Annotated in this window: 16 protein-coding genes; 6 read left to right on the top strand and 10 right to left on the bottom strand. The window is 68.8% G+C overall.

Translation table 11 applies throughout. The features are described 5' to 3' along the window. The first annotated feature begins 1 nt into the window (after position 1). Complete coding sequence (locus IU452_RS11065; RefSeq protein WP_416382301.1) at positions 2-724, top strand: DedA family protein; 723 nt, start codon at positions 2-4, stop codon at positions 722-724. On the opposite strand, the gene IU452_RS11060 is transcribed toward IU452_RS11065, so the two are convergent. Then, on the bottom strand, positions 721-1,881 hold the full coding sequence (locus IU452_RS11060; RefSeq protein ID WP_228817129.1) for a glycoside hydrolase family 76 protein: 1,161 nt from the start codon (positions 1,879-1,881) through the stop codon (positions 721-723). The two genes, IU452_RS11065 and IU452_RS11060, sit on opposite strands and share 4 nt — an antisense overlap. Positions 1,882-1,965: 84 nt before the next feature. After that, positions 1,966-2,931, bottom strand: a complete 966-nt coding sequence (locus tag IU452_RS11055) for a helix-turn-helix transcriptional regulator (RefSeq protein ID WP_228817127.1) — start codon at positions 2,929-2,931, stop codon at positions 1,966-1,968. Positions 2,932-2,993: 62 nt separating this feature from the next. On the opposite strand from IU452_RS11055, the gene IU452_RS11050 reads away from it, so the two are divergent. Continuing rightward, positions 2,994-5,234: an ATP-binding cassette domain-containing protein gene (locus tag IU452_RS11050; protein ID WP_195108840.1), complete on the top strand. Its 2,241-nt coding sequence runs from the start codon at positions 2,994-2,996 to the stop codon at positions 5,232-5,234. 19 nt (positions 5,235-5,253) lie between these two features. Here the strand turns inward: IU452_RS11050 and IU452_RS11045 are convergent, their stop codons facing one another. Continuing rightward, the gene (locus IU452_RS11045) at positions 5,254-5,937 is read right to left on the bottom strand and encodes a TrmH family RNA methyltransferase (RefSeq protein WP_195108839.1); all 684 of its coding nucleotides are present in this window, start codon (positions 5,935-5,937) and stop codon (positions 5,254-5,256) included. Between the two features lie 195 nt (positions 5,938-6,132). Between IU452_RS11045 and IU452_RS11040 the strand changes: the two genes are divergently transcribed. Genes IU452_RS11040 through IU452_RS11030 form a run of 3 tightly spaced genes read left to right on the top strand, consistent with a single transcriptional unit; the run spans position 6,133 to position 8,649 of the window. Continuing rightward, positions 6,133-7,497, top strand: coding sequence for a sensor histidine kinase (locus IU452_RS11040; RefSeq protein WP_228817125.1), 1,365 nt, complete (start codon positions 6,133-6,135; stop codon positions 7,495-7,497). Beyond that, positions 7,494-8,144 carry a LuxR C-terminal-related transcriptional regulator gene (locus IU452_RS11035; RefSeq protein WP_195108837.1) on the top strand — a complete coding sequence of 217 codons (651 nt, stop codon included), beginning with the start codon at positions 7,494-7,496 and terminating at the stop codon, positions 8,142-8,144. The genes IU452_RS11040 and IU452_RS11035 overlap by 4 nt, the downstream gene beginning before the upstream one ends. Before the next feature lie 58 nt (positions 8,145-8,202). Then, entirely contained in the window at positions 8,203-8,649 is a 447-nt protein-coding gene (locus tag IU452_RS11030; protein ID WP_195108836.1) for a hypothetical protein, read from the top strand. A gap of 15 nt (positions 8,650-8,664) precedes the next feature. Here the strand turns inward: IU452_RS11030 and IU452_RS11025 are convergent, their stop codons facing one another. The 7 genes from IU452_RS11025 to clpB form a co-directional block, all read right to left on the bottom strand. Beyond that, positions 8,665-9,354 carry a lysoplasmalogenase gene (locus IU452_RS11025; protein WP_324192549.1) on the bottom strand — a complete coding sequence of 230 codons (690 nt, stop codon included), beginning with the start codon at positions 9,352-9,354 and terminating at the stop codon, positions 8,665-8,667. Positions 9,355-9,359: 5 nt separating this feature from the next. Further along, positions 9,360-10,418: a beta-ketoacyl-ACP synthase III gene (locus IU452_RS11020; protein WP_195108835.1), complete on the bottom strand. Its 1,059-nt coding sequence runs from the start codon at positions 10,416-10,418 to the stop codon at positions 9,360-9,362. Between the two features lie 111 nt (positions 10,419-10,529). Further along, entirely contained in the window at positions 10,530-11,075 is a 546-nt protein-coding gene (gene pyrE, locus IU452_RS11015; RefSeq protein WP_195108834.1) for an orotate phosphoribosyltransferase, read from the bottom strand. Positions 11,076-11,078: 3 nt separating this feature from the next. Next, complete coding sequence (locus IU452_RS11010) at positions 11,079-11,891, bottom strand: SDR family NAD(P)-dependent oxidoreductase (protein ID WP_195108833.1); 813 nt, start codon at positions 11,889-11,891, stop codon at positions 11,079-11,081. A gap of 19 nt (positions 11,892-11,910) precedes the next feature. Further along, positions 11,911-13,020, bottom strand: a complete 1,110-nt coding sequence (locus IU452_RS11005; protein ID WP_324192548.1) for a hypothetical protein — start codon at positions 13,018-13,020, stop codon at positions 11,911-11,913. Positions 13,021-13,103: 83 nt separating this feature from the next. Then, the gene (locus tag IU452_RS11000; protein WP_195108832.1) at positions 13,104-13,910 is read right to left on the bottom strand and encodes a DUF5666 domain-containing protein; all 807 of its coding nucleotides are present in this window, start codon (positions 13,908-13,910) and stop codon (positions 13,104-13,106) included. 209 nt (positions 13,911-14,119) lie between these two features. Then, positions 14,120-16,675, bottom strand: a complete 2,556-nt coding sequence (gene clpB / locus IU452_RS10995; protein ID WP_195108831.1) for an ATP-dependent chaperone ClpB — start codon at positions 16,673-16,675, stop codon at positions 14,120-14,122. Positions 16,676-16,981: 306 nt separating this feature from the next. Between clpB and IU452_RS10990 the strand changes: the two genes are divergently transcribed. Further along, positions 16,982-17,905, top strand: coding sequence for an NADP-dependent oxidoreductase (locus IU452_RS10990; protein ID WP_195108830.1), 924 nt, complete (start codon positions 16,982-16,984; stop codon positions 17,903-17,905). Positions 17,906-17,985 lie beyond the last annotated feature (80 nt).

Raw genomic sequence — 17,985 nt, 5'->3', positions numbered from 1 at the left:
CTTGTCGACCACGCCGCTACCCCTCGCGCTGGGCGGATTGGATCCGCTGCAGTCGGCCGGGCCGGCACTCGTCTGGACCGTTGTCATCGTCTTCGTGTTCCTCGAGTGCGCGCTGATCATCGGCCTGTTCCTGCCCGGCGACTCGATGCTGCTCACCGCCGGGATCGTGCTGGCCTCCCATGCGACGGGCCATGCCCAGATCTGGGGCCTGGCGGTGGCCACCATGGTCGCCGCGATCGCCGGTAATCAGGTGGGCTACGTCATCGGCAATCGCACCGGCCACCATCTGGTGGCGCGCAAGAACGGCCGCTACATCAATACGCACAACCTCGAACGGGTGACCGAACTGCTGCACCGGCACGGCTTCCTGGCCGTGCTGGTGGCCCGCTGGATCCCGTGGGTTCGCACCCTGTGCCCGCTGGTGGCGGGCGCGGCGGGCATGGATCACCGCCGCTACACGATCGCCAGCTCGATCGGCGCGGTGATCTGGGCGCCGGTGCTGCTGCTGGTCGGGTTCTACGCCGGCAGCTTCCTGGACCGGGTCTCCTGGCTGATGCCGTCGGTGATCGGCACCCTGGTGATCGGCCTGATCGCCGGGACCGTGCTGGGCATCCGGCAGTATCGGATCGAGATGTCGCGTCCGGCCGAGGACTTCGAGGTGACGCAGGACGCCGTCGCTGTGCCGGATTCCGGCCAAGAGCATGCCGGGATGAACGGTCGCTAGAAGCCGGCAGCCGTCACCAGATGCGCGGCCTCCATGAGCATCCAGCCCGACAGTTGCACCGACAGGTCGCGCTCGGGGGTGCGGGAGGAGGTGACCGATCCGCCCGCCGTGAACCGCCCCGCGCCCGAGGCGCCCACCGGCAATCGCGCGGGTTCGGCCCACGCGTGGCCGAACAGCGGTTCGCCCTCCACCTCCAGGCGGTGCTCCCACGCCGCGCGAGCCGAGGCCTTGACGATCGCGGCGGCCGAGCGCCGCGCCGCCACCTGTTCGGCATCGTCACCGGGCAGCATCAGGGCCACCTGCGCCAGATACCGCACGAGGATGCCGTTGAACAGGCCACCGTCTCCGCCGCCCCCACCGGCCACGATGCCGCGCTCGGTCAATCTCTCCTCGACCGCGCGCAGCAATCGCTGCACCCGTTCGGTATGGCGGAAATCGCCGGTGTGCACGGCCAATTCGGTTTCCAGGCCCAGCACCACGCCCTGGCAGTAGCTGAACACCGGATGCTCGATCTCCCCGGCGGGCAGGTGGATGCCGTCGAGGATCAGGCCCGAATCCGGGTCCCGCAGATTCTTGTCCAGCCAGTCGGCGATCTCGGCGGCGCGCTCGTAGTGTCCGAAACGGGCCAGCGCGATGGCCGCCGGGCCGTTGGCGGGCGCGTTGAAATAGTCCGACCCCTTCCGCCACGGCATCGCGCCGACCTGCGGCCGCCAGCCGAGAGACAGCTCCTTCTCCAGGGCGATGAGCGCGCCGCGCACCTCGGTGATGCCCTGAATGCGTTCCGCCCGTTCCAGGGCGATGGCCAGCCAGGCCATATCGTCGTAGTAGTTGTTGGTCCAGCCGGTGAGGTTGCGCATCCGATGCCCGCGGGCAACCGCGGCGATGCGGCGTGTGCGGGCGGGCGTCGGTTCGCGGGTCGCGGCGTCGACCGTGCAGTCGATCAGGTGCGCCTGCCACCAGTAGTGCCAGGAGCCGAAGACGCGTTCGCGGCGGGTGGCGGGCCAACCCACCACGCCCAGTTCGGTTCCCGGGGTCGCCCACACGCGGCGCAGATGGCGGGACACGATCGCGGCCTCGGCCATATCCGCCCGTTCCGACCAGACCGCAGCGGTCGGCTCGACGGCGTGCCCACGCGCATCGTGTCTCCGCGAAATCATGGCTCAATGGTGCCAGCCCGGCGGCCGAGTTCGCGCCCGATTTGTTACCTGGATGTGTCGTGGTTGCGGTATCTTTCCGCCCGCTCACGAATGGTGCGCGGCCCGGTTCAGGCGGGCGGCGAGCCGGCGGCATCGATCGCGGAATTCGGCGGGGTGTTCGATGACGAAATCGGCGTCGATCAGTGCGATGTTGACCAGCAGCCATTCGAAGGAGTCGACCCAGGTGGTCACGGTGCAGCGGTCCCGGTCGACCGCCTCGACGACGCACTCCTGGAATTTGAGGACATCCGCGACCGTCGCGGCCGGGGCGGCGACGGTGACCACGGCGCGATGGCGGGGCGCGGTCTGCTCGGCGTGCAGATAGGCGGCGGCCGATTCGGCAGGTAGCGGGCGCGGCGTGAACAACGTTGCGCCGGGCGATATCTCGGAGATCCGATCGAGCCGGAAGGTGCGCCAGTCGCCCCGGTCGCGATCCCAGGCCAGCAGGTACCAGCGCAGATGCCGATACACCTGGCGGTACGGTTCCACGCGCCGCCGGGAGGTGCCGCCGTCGCGGGCGGTGTAGGTGAAGGTGAGATGTTCGTGGCGGGCGGCCGCGGCGGCGAGGGTCGCGAGCACCGCGGCGTCGACCGGCGGGGCCGTGACATCGGCGGTCTCGAGGGTCTTGCGCAGCGCCGTCACCCGCGTGCGCAGGCGCTTCGGCAGCAGCTGGTCGATTTTTCCGAAGGCTCGACGGGCCGCCGCGCCGACCCCGGAGCCGTCCTCGCCGGAATCGGCGGCAGCGAGCATCCCGAGACCGATGACCGTGGCCACCGCCTCGTCGTCGTCGAAAACCATCGGTGGCAGGGACGGCCCGGCCGACAGGCGATAGAACCCGCCGGGGCCGGGCTGGGTGGTCACCGGGTAGCCGTATTCACGCAGACGGTCCACGTCGCGGCGCACGGTCCGCGGGCTGGTGCCCAGGCGCGCCGCCAGTTCCGGACCGCTGAATCGGCGGCCGGTCTGCAGATACGCCAGCAGTTCGAGCATGCGGCGGGTGACATCGGGCATGACCACCATTGTTCTCGAAATGCGGTCAGGATCCGGCCGCATCCGGTCATACCGTCGCGATCATGAACAGTGTCATCCGCATCCGCGGCGCGCGGACGAACAACCTGCGCAATATCGACATCACCGTGCCCCGGGGGCAGCTGGTCGTCTTCGCGGGCGTCTCGGGGTCGGGTAAGTCGTCGCTGGTCTTCGACACCATCGCGGCCGAGGCCGGGTATCAGGTGAACGAGACCTATCCGCCGTTCGTGCGCAATCGGCTGCCGCGCTATCACCGGCCCGAGGTGGATCTGATCGAGGGCCTGTCGCCGGTGGTGATCATCGATCAGAAACGGCTGGGCGGCAATGCCCGCTCGACGGTCGGCACCATCACCGACGCCTACACCTATCTGCGGCTGCTGTTCTCGCGGGTGAGCGAGCCGTATGTCGGTGAGTCGAACCACTTTTCGTTCAACGACCCGGCCGGTATGTGCCCCACCTGCTCGGGACTGGGCGAAACCCTGACCACCGATGTGGACCGCATCCTCGACCTGGACAAGTCGCTCGAGCAGGGTGGAATCCTGCTGCCCGGATTCGGGGACGGGCAGTACTGGTATCGGCAGTACGCCGAGATCGGCTCGTTCGATCCGACCGTCCCGCTGCGGGAGTGGACCGAGGACGACCGGCAGGCGCTGCTGTACACCGCGGCGGCCACCGAGCGGCCCGGGGTGCGGCTCCCGGCCGACTACGAGGGCGTCGTGGACCGGTTCGAACGCATTTATCTGCACACCTCCGACAGCATGTCCGAGCGCAAACAGTCTGTGCTGCACCAGTTCACGCACTCGGCCACCTGCCCCGACTGTCGCGGCGACCGGCTCGGCGCCGCCGCCCGCGCGGCGCGGGTGCTCGGGCACACGATCGTCGAGATGAGCCGCATGGAGATCGCCGAGCTGGCCGAGCTGATCGTCGAGGTGCGCAATCGCGAGGTCGCACCCGTGGTGGCGGCCCTGCACGAAAAGCTCACCGCCATGGTCGCGATCGGGCTGGGCTATCTGTCGCTGGCGCGGCCGACGACCACGCTGTCCGGCGGAGAATCGCAGCGCATCAAGACCATTCGGCATCTCGGCAGCAGCCTCATCGAGATGCTCTACGTCTTCGACGAGCCGACCGTCGGACTGCACCCGTACGACGTGCGTGCCATGACCGAGCTACTGAAGCTGTTGCGGGACAAGGGCAATACCGTGCTGGTCGTGGAGCACGATCCGGATGTGATGCGATTGGCCGACCATGTCGTGGAGGTGGGCCCCGCCGCCGGGTCCGACGGCGGGCGGATCGTATTCGAGGGCAGCTTCGATACGCTGCTGACCGCCGATACCCCGACCGGACGCGGGTTGCGTGCCCGGCACGTCCGTCGGACGCCGCGGACACCGACCGGGAAACTGCGGATCGAGAACGCCACCCGCAACAACCTGCGGGGCGTGAGCGCCGATATTCCGACCGGGGTGCTGACCGTGCTGACCGGCGTCGCGGGATCGGGCAAGTCGAGTCTGGTCGGCGAACTCGTCGACCAGCATCCGGCGACGGTGGTCGATCAGCGGCCGGTGAGCACCATCCGCCGGTCGACCCTGCTCACCTATTCGGGGATCGCGACGTCCGTCCGAAAGCTTTTCGCGCGGCACAACGGAGTGAGTGCGCAACTGTTCAGCGCCAATTCCTCCGGTGCCTGCCCGGTGTGCAAGGGCGCGGGGGTGATCTACACCGATCTCGCCTTCATGGAGGGGCAGGAGACGGTGTGCGAGGCCTGCGGCGGTCGGCGGTTCACCCCGGAGGTTCTCGCCTACACCGTCGACGGCCTGAGCATCGCCGATATCGACGACCTCACCGTGGACGAGGCGATCCGCCGGCTATCGGATCCGGCCATCGCTCGCGCGCTGCACCACCTCGGTGAGGTCGGCCTCGGCTATCTGCGGCTGGGCCAATCGCTGACCTCCCTGTCCGGCGGCGAATGCCAGCGCCTGAAGATCGCCAAGGAGCTGGCCCGCCCGGACCGTCACAGCCTGTACGTCCTCGACGAACCGACCACGGGCCTGCACCTGACGGATATCGGCACCCTGCTGGGAGTGCTGGACAGCCTGGTCGACCAGGGCAACTCCCTGGTCGTCATCGAACACAACCTGGACGTCATCCGCGCCGCCGACTGGATCATCGACCTGGGCCCCGGCGCAGGCCGCCACGGCGGCTGTGTTGTCGGTGAGGGAACGCCGGAACAGATTGCGCAATGCAAGGATTCACCGACCGGCGCAGCATTGCGCGAGGCAATGCACTGACGGGCCGGGCGGCGGGGGCCTACCAAGCCGTCGTCAAATCAGCATGCTGTTGTATCCACGCGTGCATGGCGATACCCGCCGCAACACCGGCATTGATGCTGCGGGTCGAACCGAACTGGGCGATCGAGACAGTCATGACCGCGCCCTGTTTCGCCTCGTCGGTGACGCCGGGGCCCTCCTGGCCGAACAGCAGCAGGCAATTGCGGGGCAGGCGCGCGGTTTCCAAGGGCATCGCACCGGGGACGTTGTCGACCGCGACCACGGTCAACTCCTCGCGCTCGGCGAACTCCAGCAGATCGGCTACGCCGGGGTGATGCACGATGTGCTGGTAGCGGTCGGTGACCATGGCGCCACGCCGATTCCACCGCCGCCGACCGACGATGTGCACGGCGGCCGCGGCAAAGGCATTCGCGGTGCGGACGACCGTTCCGATATTCGCGTCGTGCCCGAAGTTCTCGATGGCCACATGGAACGGATGCCGACGGCGATCGATATCGGCGACGATCGCCTCGCGCCGCCAGTACCGGTAGGCGTCGACCACATTGCGGCGATCGCCGTGCGCCAGCAGTTCCGGATCCAGCCGCGGGTCGTCCGGCGGCGGTGTGCCGAATTCGGCCAGCCACGGACCCACACCGTGCGGGTGCTCCCCCCATTCGGTGGGGCCGGGCAGCTGCTGTTCCTCCGGGGGCACTGTCGGACTCATGCCACCGCGAAGAACAGGACGACGGGGGGATAACTCACGCGCGACATCGTAGCCGTGCAGCGGTGTCCACGCCGGTGCCGCGACCTCTGTGCCGGATAGTCTGGCATGGCCGGGCGGTAGGTGGGGCTGGCTACACCACCGATTCGGTGGGCTGCTCCATCGCCTCCGACCACCGCAACGACCAGCATGAAAGCTATGACCGAGACCTCGATCCAACCGACCGTCGTGCTCGAGCCGACCGAGCCCACCGCGACGCGGGTAGCGCGCGCCGTCCTGCGGGCGCCGTTCGAGGCCCGGACCTGGCGGGAACTGGCCTTTCTCATCGTAGCCGCACCGCTCGGCTTCATCGCCATGGTGTATGTCTTGGTCGCGTATCCGGCAAGTCTCGCGCCCTCGATCTTTCTGCTCGGCGCTCCCACAGCGCTGGTGTTGTTGAGCGGACGGGTCTGGGGTCGGATCTATCGCATGCTCAATGCCAAGCTGCTGGCCACGCCGATGCCCGCGCCACCGGCGTTCTCGCCCCGGCCGGGATTGTTCGGCTGGTTCCGCAGCGTGCTCACCGACGTCACCTCATGGCGGGCGCTGGCGTTCCTGGTGGGTGAGGTGGCGCTCGGTCTGTTCGGCGGCTACTTCGTCCTCGTCCTCATCGCGATGACGGTGTTCACCGCGATCTCGGTGATCCCGTGGGCACTGTTCCACCCGATCAATGTGGATGCCCAAGGGAACGAACGTCATTCGATTGCCCAGTTCGGCGACTTCTACATCGACACCTGGCCCCGCGCCCTCGGACTGTCCGCCCTCGGCGTGATCGCCTGCTTCGCGCTGCCGTGGCTGATCCGCGGGGTATGCCAGCTGCACCGGCTGTTGGCGTTGGCGCTGCTCACCCCGACCGGCGCGGACCGCCGCGTGGCGGAGCTGCAGGAGAGCCGCCGCGTCGCCGTCGAGGATTCGGCCGCCACCCTGCGCCGCCTCGAGCGCGACCTGCACGACGGCACCCAAGCGCGACTGGTGACGATCGCGATGACCCTGGGCCGCGCCGAAGAGCGGATCACCGCGGGCACCGATGCCACCGACCTGATCGCCGACGCCCGGGCCAGCTCCAAGGAGGCGCTGACCGAACTGCGGGAACTGGTGCGCGGCATTCATCCGCCCGCCCTCGAACTGGGTCTCGAACCCGCGCTCGAGACGCTGGCCGCGCGCTGTTCGGTCCCGGTCGAACTGCGTGTCGCGCTGCCGCAGCGGCCGTCGCCGGCGATCGAGGCCATCGCCTACTTCTCCGTCGCCGAACTGCTCACCAATGTGGTCAAACATTCCGGAGCCGATCGGGCCTGGGTGTCGGTGGTGCCGTCGGCCGGGGGAACCATCGCGGTCAGCGTGCGCGACAACGGCCGCGGCGGAGTGCTGCAGCCGGCCGTGCCGAACGGGGAGGCCGCCATCGGCGGCGGACTGTCGGGTCTGGCGGCGCGGGCGCGGTCGGTGGACGGCGCGCTCACCGTGGACAGCCCGGTCGGCGGACCCACCGTCGTCACTCTCACGCTGCCGAGTGCGGGGCCACGATGAGCACGCTGCGCATCGTGATCGCCGAGGACAGCGCCATCCTGCGCGACGGGCTGGCCGGATTGCTCACCGAACGCGGCCACGAGGTGGTCGCCATGGTCGGCGACGCCACCCGGCTCAACGAGGTGGTCGCCGAGCACCGGCCCGATGTGGCGGTGGTGGATGTGCGCATGCCGCCCACCTTCACCGACGAGGGTCTGCTGGCCGCCATCGAACTGCGCCGCAAATTCCCCGGCACCGGCGTGCTGGTGTTCTCCCAGTGGGTCGAAACCCGGTATGCCACCGAACTTCTCGCCGGTGGCGCCAACGGGGTCGGCTATCTGCTCAAGGATCGAGTGGCCGACGTGCGCGAATTCGTGGACGCCCTGCAGCGGGTCGCGACCGGCGGCACCGCCCTGGACCCGGAGGTGGTGAGCCAGTTGATGGGTGCCGCGCGCCAGCAGGATTCGCTGACCCGCCTGACCCCGCGCGAGCGCGAGGTGCTGGAACTGATGGCCCAGGGATTGTCGAATGCCGCGATCGCGCAGGCGCTCACCGTCACCGAACGCGCCGTCGAGAAGCACATCGGCAATATCTTCCTGAAGCTGGAGCTGCCGCCGTCGGATATGCATCACCGCAGGGTGCTGGCCGTCCTGCGGCTCAAGTCCTGAGCGAACCGGGCTACTCCCCACCTATCCTGGAAAGACGGCAGCGGTGGTGGAGGCAGCCATGGACCACGCGCGCATTCTTCGCACCGTGCTCGGCGTGACCGTCGGGTACCTGATCCTGCTCGGGCTCTGGCTGGGTTGGGTGCTCGAGCGCACGCCGCCGGGAACGCTGCCGTATCAGGTCGTGGCGCTGGTGGGGATGTTCGGTTCGTGCGTCGGGCTGGGGATGCTGCTGGCCCAGCGGCCCTCGCGGGCCGATCGACGGCTGCTGCGGCACGGGCTGGAGGGGTGGGCGACCATCGAGGCCGTGCACCCGCTCGAGCGCACCGACCATTACACGGAGCTGACGGAGTTGGACCTCGAGCTGACCGTGCCGGGGACGGAGCCCTATCACGGCCGGATCGTTTTCGATGTCGCGCCGGTCGATCGGTCGAAAATCGCTGTGGGAGAGAAGCTTTCGATCAGGGTGGATCCGATGGACCGGGACCGGATCATCGTGTGCATGTGAACGTGCGCGTGGAAGCTACCCTCGGTGCACGCGCAGATCTGTCAGAAGGTACTGCGCGGCAGCGTAAGTCGATAGGATCACGCCCTCGCTCACGCGCCGGGAGCGGGCAGTGCGGGCGAACAGGCGGCGGAGCACGATCAGGCCGTCGGAGACGGTGAACAGCAGGGCGCCCAGGCCGAGACGGCTGCGCGGGCTGCGTGCCGGAATATTCATTCCCGCAACGGTTTTCGCCTCCGGAGCCAGCTGCGGGTCGGAGGCGAGGACCGCGGCGGTGCCGAGGGTCGCACCGTAACCGGTCAGAGGCCCGGCGAGATTCGGCGCCTGTGCCCGCAGCAGCGCACCCGCACCGAGCCAGGCCAGTACGCGCGGAAGGGCCACCGCCCCGCGAGGGCGAGCGCCGTGGCGCCACCACAGCACCGAATAACCCGTCTGCATCACCGCGAATGCCGACGCGCCCGCGACCAGCCGCCGATCGTCGTCGGGATCGATGAGCAGCACATCACCGGCCGTGGCGGCGGCCAGCGACCCGAGCAGCAGCGCCCGATCGGCGGCCGCGAGCCCGCGGCCGCTGTGCAGCACATCGGCGGCCAGCAACGGCATCAGCAGCGGCTTCGCCACCCACTGCACGCGATCACGTCCGGTCACGGCGCCGAACACTGTTGCCGCGGCGGCACCCACATAGGCCGCGCGGAATGGGCGGGGCACTTGTCTCAGAAGCTCGGCTCGGCCGGGGCGGGCGGCAGCGTGACCACCTGACCGGCGTAGCTCAGCCCGGCACCGAAGCCGAGCACCAGCGCCAGCTGACCACCCTTGGCCTTCCCCGTCACCAGCATCTCCTCCATCGCCAGCGGGATGGAGGCGGCGGAGGTATTGCCCGTGTTCTCGATGTCACCGGCCATCGGGATGTCGTCGGCCAGGCCCAGGTTCTTCTTCATCAGCTCGTTGATGCGGGCGTTGGCCTGATGCGGGATGAAGACCTCGATGTCCTCCTTGGCCACCCCGGACACCTCGAGTGCGGTGGACAGCGCCCGCGGCAGCGTGACCGCCGCCCAGCGGAACACCCGCTGGCCCTCCATGCGCAGCGACATCCGGCCCACCGGATCGACCGCCGGATCGGTCCCCTGCATGGCCTGCGCCTTGTTCATGAATTCGAGGAAGTCGACGTCCTGGGAGATGGCCTCGGCATTCTCGCCGTCGCTGCCCCACACCGTCGGGGAGATGCCGTTCTCCTCGCTGGGGCCCACCACGACCGCGCCCGCGCCGTCACCGAAGATCATCGCGGTGCCGCGATCGGTCGGGTCCAGGCCCACGGTCATCGTCTCCGCGCCGATCACAAGCACGTATTCGGACGAACCGGCGCGGATCAGATCGGCGGCCACGCCGAGGGCATAGCCGAATCCGCCGCAGCCGGAGGTGAGGTCGAATGCCGGAATACCGTTGATCCCCAGGTCGTAGGCGACGGTGGGCGCGCCGTGCGGGGTCAGTTTCAGCCAGCTCGAGGTGGCCAGGATCAAGGTGCCGACCTTCGCGCGATCGATCCCGCTGTTGACGAGCGCCCGCTCACCCGCGGCCGCCGCGATCGACCGCAGCGTCTCCTCGCCACTGATCCAGCGGCGGTTGCGGATCCCGGTGCGCTCGAAGATCCACTCGGGCGTGGAGTCGAGAACCTCGCACACCTCGGCGTTGCTGACGATGCGCTTGGGTCGGTAGGCGCCGATGCCGAGCATCGCTACATTTTCGCGACCCCTGTTGACTGCAATGCTCACCACGGTGCCTCACACGACCCTTCACCACTGACGGACCAACAGCGTCAAGGCTAACCCAGCCAGCTGGGAACGCCCAGCGTAAGATGCAGCACGTCCAGCGCGCGGCGCGGGCGCTCAGCCCAGCGCCAGATCCTTCAGACCGAGAATGGACCGGTACTCCAGGCCCTCGGCCGCGATCACCTGGTCGGCCCCGGTCTCCCGATCCACCACGGTGGCCACGCCGACCACGGTTGCTCCGGCGTTGCGGAGCGCCCGCACGGCGGTCAGCGGCGAATTGCCGGTCGTGGTGGTGTCTTCCACCACCAGCACCCGCTTACCGGCCACGTCCGGACCCTCGATCTGGCGCTGCATGCCGTGCGTCTTGGCGGCCTTGCGCACCACGAACGCATCCAGTGGGCGGCCCGGCGCGTGCAACATCGCCAGTGCGACCGGATCGGCGCCCATGGTGAGCCCGCCCACCGCGTCGAACTCCCAGTCCGATACCAGTTCCCGCAGCAATGTGCCGATCAGCGGGGCGGCCTGGTGATGCAGGGTCGCCCGCCGCAGGTCCACGTAGTAGTCGGCCTCCTTGCCCGAAGACAGGATGACCTTGCCGTGCACGACGGCGAGCTCGCGGACGAGCTCGGCCAATCTATCTCGGTCAGTGGTCGACTCGATCATGTTTTACGTCCTTCCGCGTGCGTTGAACATGCCTCGGTTGAGGCGGCCCTGCAGGGACCGCGGGAGCAGCCCGGCGACCGCCGCCAGCGCTTTGTACTGCACACCGGGCACGCTGATCACCCGGTCCTTCTCCAGATCGCGCAGCGAACCCGCCACGACCCGATCCACCTCGAGCCACAGTGGCTTCGGCAACGACGACACGTCGAGCCCGGCACGCCGATGAAATTCTGTCTGCACGAATCCCGGGCACAGCGCCTGCACCCGGACCCCGGTACCCACCAGCCCGCCGGCCAAACCTTCGGATAAGGATATGACGTAGGCCTTGGAGGCCGAGTAGGCCGATCCACGTCCGGGGAGCAGGCCCGCCACGCCGGCCACGTTCACCACCGTCCCCTTCGCGGCGGCGATCATCGGCGGCAGCGCCGCACGGGTCAGCTGGACCAGGGCGGTGACGTTGAGGTCGAGCAGTCGTTGCAGGTCCGCCGGATCGACGGTCCAGAAATCACCCGCCAGCCCGGTGCCCGCACTGTTGACCAGGAAATCGACACCCTCGGCGATCCGCGCGGCCACTCGTTCACGGTCGGCAGCGTCGGTCAGATCGGCGCGCAGCACCTGCGCGCGGGTGGCGAAGCGCCGCGAGACGTCCTCGGCCAGCGCATTCAGGCGCTGTTCGTCGCGGGCAACCAGCACCAGGTCGTAGCCGAGTGAGGCCAACCGCACCGCATAACCCTGCCCGATACCGGAAGTGGGACCGGTGACCACGGCCACGGGACGGGTGGCGCCGGGCAGACGCGCGGCGGCGGGGGTATCGGTCATCGAGTCATCATCTCGCCCGTCATCGGGGCGCTGGGCCCTGATACGGGCGGAATCCGGGATGGAACGGGCCGCCGGGACGCTCGGGCATCTCGTCCTCGGCGAACGTGTCCTCGAAATCCTCTGCGGCGGGCTCGTCCTCGTCCTCCGGCAGTTCCTCCGCGGGCGGCCAGTTGCGCCGGACCCGGTTGCGCGGGTCGGGCACGACGGCCAGCGCCGGGCGGCGCGGCGGCTCCGAATCCGTTTCTCCCGCAATGTCTTTGACGAGCGGGGCGTAGTCGTCGGAATCCTCGTCGCGGTACTCGTACCGGTCCTGGGGGCGATCGTCGTAGGGCGCGCGTTCGAAGGGTTCGGGCTCGTACCGGTCGTCGTAGTCCTGCTCCGGCTGCGGCGGCAGCACGCGTGCGGCGGCGGGGCGATCCGACGACGGTTCGTCGTCCTCCGCGGCCTCCGGATTCCGGGGCTGCGGGCGACCCGGGTCGTGCGTGTCGGAGTCGACCCGGCCGTGTTCCCCGCCGGCCACCGGCGGCAGGACGTGCAACAGCCCGGATAGGCGCAGCACCGCATCGATCGCGGCTTCCCAGTCGCGCGAGGCGGTGCCCACCGGCAGCATGCCCAGGGTCCAATTGCCCTCACTCCACAGCTGCTGCACGGTGTCGGGCAGGGTTTCGATGAAGGCGACCATGCGCTGATCGACGGCGTGCCGGGCGATATCGGGATTGGTGGCGAAGACGACGCGATCGCCGATCGCGCCGAGCAGTTCCAGGTCGGCGTCCTTGGGCGGCGAGGCCGTCTTCAGGCGCAGGTCGATATCGATGTCGGAGCCGATCTGGCGGCGCACGGCCACCAGCGTCGCGGCGTCCTCGAGATCGAACAGCACGAATTTCTCGCCGCGACGGTTGCCGGAGACCACGTCGACCGCGGAGAGATAGCCCAGCTTGGCCATCGCCCCGCGCCGCCAGGTCGATGCCAGCGAGGGCTCGACCGAGACGTAGGTGTAGCCCTGCGATTTCGCCCACACCTGACGCACGTGACCGGTCCGCTGCCGCTGGAGCCGATCGAAATACAGCAGCACGATCGCACCCACCAGTGCGATCGCCGCAAGCCCGAACCACATCGCCGTCATCGCCATCGGTGTCGAGTCTAGTGCTGTGTGCTCGGAATCCGGCGCGTGCGCCCCGTCATTCCGGCGTGCTGTCGGGCGGCTTTATGGGGTCACCGCGGGCCGGTCAGCATGGTGGAGATGATGATCTCGGCCTTGATCGAACCGTCGGAGCCCTTGTCGCCCTGCACCACAACCATGTCGCCGGGGTGCAGATCGGCGACCTTGCTCGCGCCCGAGGCGATCACCTGGGTCTTGTCGTCGGTGTGCACGGTGACGGTCGAGCCGAGCAGCGAATCGATGGTCAGGGTGGCGCCGTCGTTGGTCTTGATCGTGCCCATGGTGGCGCCGATGCCGTCGATATCGCCGAGACCGGGCAGCGGCGGCAGGCTGGACTGCGGTCCGCCGGTGGAGCGGGGCGGGATCACCGGGATGGCGGTCGGCGCCGAACGGGTGGTGGTGGCGGAAGCCGTTGACGAGGACGAGTCGTTCCCCGACATCAACATCCCGACCGCGACCCCACCCAGCACGACCAGGACGAAAATGCCGAGGGTGAGGGCGATCCACAGACCCGTGCGGTTACGGCGCGGCGGCTGCGGCGGCAGGCCGGTGGGGCCGTAGGGCCCGCCGGGCCCACCCGGTGGCGGCGCGGCGGAGGTGTCCCACTGGGTGTCGTAGGCCTGCGACTCGTAGGCGCCCCACTGGTTTTCGTACGGCGGCAGCACCCGGGTGGCGTTGGGCCCGGGCGGCTGATCGAAGTACTGATACGGTTCCGTCGCAGTGGCCCCGTAGCCGTACGCCTCCGAGTATTCCGTCGTGTGCAGTCGCGGCTCACCCGGTCGCCCCGGCACCCCGACCTGCTCGGTCGGCGCATCGGGCGAATCCGGTCGCTGCGCCCACGGGTCGCTCGGATTCGTCATGAAGACCAGCGTAGGTGCTGTCGCCGAATAGGTCAGGGAAGTAGCCCAGACGCTGGGCCGTCCCACATCCCCCACATCGTCGACCACCGCATCCCGACGCCAGCCACCCCCCACATCCCCGGCACCAGCCACCCCCCACATCCCCGGCGCCAGCCCCCCACATCCCCGTCATCTCGGCCCCCCTAGGGCCGAGATGACGGGGCCTGCGGTCACCGCCCGACGATCAAGCCGTCACCATCCGGCGCGACACCGACCTTCACCAGGTCACCATCTTTGACCTCACCGGCCAACAGTTCCTTGGCCAGCGAATCGCCGATGGCCTGCTGGATCAGCCTGCGGAGCGGGCGGGCGCCGTAGACCGGGTCGTAGCCGCGGACGGCCAGCCAGAAGCGGGCCGAATCGCTCACGTCCAGCTTCAGGCGGCGCTGGGCGAGGCGCTTCTGCAGCTGGGCCAGCTGGATGTCGACGATCTCCTCCAGCTGTTCCTCATCGAGGGCGTGGAACATGACCACGTCGTCGAGGCGGTTGAGGAACTCGGGCTTGAACGCCGAGCGCACCGCGTTCATGACGTGGTCCTTGTCGCCGCCCGCACCCAGGTTGGAGGTCAGGATCAGAATCGTGTTCCGGAAGTCGACCGTGCGGCCCTGGCCGTCGGTCAACCGGCCCTCGTCGAGCACCTGCAGCAGGACGTCGAACACGTCCGGGTGGGCCTTCTCGATCTCGTCGAACAGCACCACCGTGTACGGCCGCCGCCGCACCGCCTCGGTCAGCTGACCGCCCTGGTCGTAACCGACGTATCCGGGCGGGGCGCCGACCAGCCGAGCCACCGAATGCTTCTCGGAGTACTCGCTCATATCGATGCGGATCATGGCGCGCTCGTCGTCGAACAGGAAGTCCGCCAACGCCTTCGCCAGCTCGGTCTTACCCACACCGGTCGGGCCGACGAACATGAACGAGCCGGTCGGCCGGTTCGGGTCCGCGACCCCGGCGCGGGCGCGGCGCACCGCGTCCGACACCGCCTGCACGGCATCGGTCTGACCGACGACCCGCTTGCCCAGCTCCTCCTCCATGCGCAGCAGCTTCTGGGTCTCCCCCTCGAGCATGCGGCCCACGGGGACACCGGTCCACGACGAGACCACCTCGGCGATATCGTCCGGGCCGACCTCCTCCTTGAGCATGACCTGCCCGTCCGGCGCCGCACCGGCCTTCTTCTCGGCCTCGGCGAGCTCCTTCTCCAGCTTCGGGATGCGCCCGTAGCGCAGCTCGGCGGCCTTGCCCAGATCACCGTCGCGTTCGGCGCGTTCGGATTCGCCCTTCAGCGATTCCAGCTGCTCCTTGATGACGCGCACCGAGTCGATGGCCTGCTTCTCGTTCTGCCAGCGGGTCATCAGCTGGTTCAACTTCTCGCGGTCGTCGGCGAGCTCTTGGCGCAGCTTCTCCAGACGCTGCTTGGAGGCCTCGTCGGTCTCCTTGGCCAGTGCCATCTCCTCGATCTCGAGGCGGCGCACCGCGCGCTCGATCTCATCGATCTCCACCGGCCGCGAGTCGATCTCCATGCGCAGCCGCGAGGCCGACTCGTCGACCAAATCAATCGCCTTGTCCGGCAGGAACCGTGAGGTGATGTAGCGATCCGAGAGCGTGGCCGCGGCCACCAGCGCGGAGTCGGTGATGCGCACGCCGTGGTGCACCTCGTAGCGCTCCTTGAGACCGCGCAGGATGCCGATGGTGTCCTCGACCGACGGCTCGCCGACCAGCACCTGCTGGAAGCGCCGCTCCAGGGCCGGATCCTTCTCGATGTGCTTGCGGTACTCGTCGAGCGTGGTCGCGCCGACCAGGCGCAGCTCACCGCGGGCCAGCATCGGCTTGATCATATTGCCCGCGTCCATGGCCGATTCGCCGGTGGCGCCGGCGCCGACGATGGTGTGCAGCTCGTCGATGAAGGTGATGATCTGCCCGGCACTGGACTTGATCTCCTCCAGCACCGCCTTGAGCCGTTCCTCGAACTCGCCGCGATACTTCGCACCGGCGACCATCGCACCCAGATCCAGTGCGATCAGTCGCTTGCCGCGCAGCGACTCGGGCACGTCACCGGCCACGATGCGCTGAGCCAGGCCCTCGACGATGGCGGTCTTACCGACGCCGGGCTCGCCGATCAGCACCGGATTGTTCTTGGTGCGGCGGCTCAGCACCTGCACGACGCGGCGGATCTCGGTGTCGCGGCCGATGACCGGATCGAGTTTGCCCTCGCGGGCGGCGGCGGTCAGATCGGTGGAGTACTTCTCCAGTGCCTGATAGGTGCCCTCCGGATCGGGCGAGGTGACCCGGGCGTTGCCGCGTACGGCGGTGAACGCCTCGCGCAGCGCGTCCGTGGTCGCGCCGTACTTCAGCAGCAGCTGGGAGACATCCGAATCCCCCTCGGCCAGGCCGACCATCAGATGTTCGGTGGAGACGTACTCGTCACCGAGTTCGGTGGCCAGCCGCTGCGCGGCGGTGATCGCGGCCAGCGCCTCGCGGCCCAGCTGCGGGGTGGTGGTGGCACCGGTCGCCCGGGGCAGCCGGTCGACGATGTCCTGGGCCTCGCGTCGCACCGTTGCCGGGTCGACGCCGACGGCCTTCAGCAGGGGGGCGGCGATGCCGTCGGTCTGATCCAGCAACGCCACCAACAAGTGCCCCGGACGGATCTCCGGATTACCTGCGGCGGAGGCCGCCTGCAGGGCGGCGGTCAGCGCCGCCTGGGTCTTGGTGGTGGGATTGAACGAGTCCACTGTCACCTTCCTACTAGTCGTTTCACGGCAGTGCCGGCATCTTTCGCTGGCGATCGGGCACTACCTCCGACAGATCCAACGCAGCAGGAGTTGAGTCTGTTCCGCTCAAGTTTGGGGAATTTCGGCGCGAATAGCAATCGTCCGAGTCGTCCACGGCCGACGCTACGCGCCGAACCGAACCGCACAACCCTCGGTTACGTAACGAAACGGTCGAATCCGCCTAGGATGACTCGGACCGTCCAAACTTCTACTACACCCTCTGACCAGCAAATTCCGTCCGGAACGAACGGAGCGACGATGCGCGCGATGGTGGTACACGAGTTCGGCGACATCCCGGAACCCGCGGACATGCCGATTCCGGACACCGGCTCGGGCCACCTGCTCATCCGCCTCGCCGCCGCCGGGCTGACCGGGTACGACCGGCTGATCATGGACGGCCTGCTGAAGGACCGGTACCCGCACGACTTCCCGATGATCCCTGGCGTCGACGGCGCCGGAACGGTGTCGGCCATCGGCGCGGACGTGACCTCCTTCGCCGTCGGCGACCGGGTGGTCGGCGCGTTCCTGACCCCACCCGTCGGCCACGGCACCTTCGCCGAATACACCACCACGCCCGCCGACGGCACCGTCGCCCGCATTCCGGACCAGATCGCCACGGTGCAGGCCGCCGCGCTGCCGACGGCCGGGCTCACCGCGCAGCGCCTCGTCGACGCCGCGGGACTCACTCCGGGACAGCGGGTTCTCGTCAACGGCGCGGCCGGCGACGTCGGCTCGTTCGCGATGCAGTTGGCCGCCGCGGCCGGTGCCCACGTGATCGCCATCGCCCGGCCCGAGGACACCGACCGGATGATCCGCCTGGGCGCGGCCGAGGTCGTCGACTACATCCAGGCACGCGTCGTGGACCAGATGCACGCCAGCCATCCCGACGGCGTGGACGTGCTGTTCGACCCGGTCTCCGCGCCCGCGACCCTGACCTATCTCTGCCGCGTGGTGCGGACCGGCGGCAAGGTTTACAGCACCCTCGGCTCCGCCGATGCGACCGTCCTGCACACACACGGCCTGCGGGGTGGCAATATCGAACCCACCGGCGACGCCGCCGAGCTGCGCCGGGTACTGCAACGAGTGGTGGACGGTGACATGGTGGTCCCCGTCGATGTGGCCCGCCCGCTGATCGATCTTCCCGAGATGCTCGACGCGGAGGATCGCGGCAAGGCCGTGCTGATCATCTGACGGGAACCGGCGACGGCTCGTCCGCGTTTGGCTACCGGTAGTTGTGGGTATGGCAATCCCCTCATAACCGTGCGACCACG

Origin of the sequence: Nocardia transvalensis (assembly GCF_015477765.1) — a bacterium.
Lineage (GTDB): Bacteria > Actinomycetota > Actinomycetes > Mycobacteriales > Mycobacteriaceae > Nocardia > Nocardia transvalensis_A.
The sequence above is the reverse complement of the archived record's forward strand: the minus strand, read 5'-3'. Positions and strand labels throughout refer to the sequence as shown.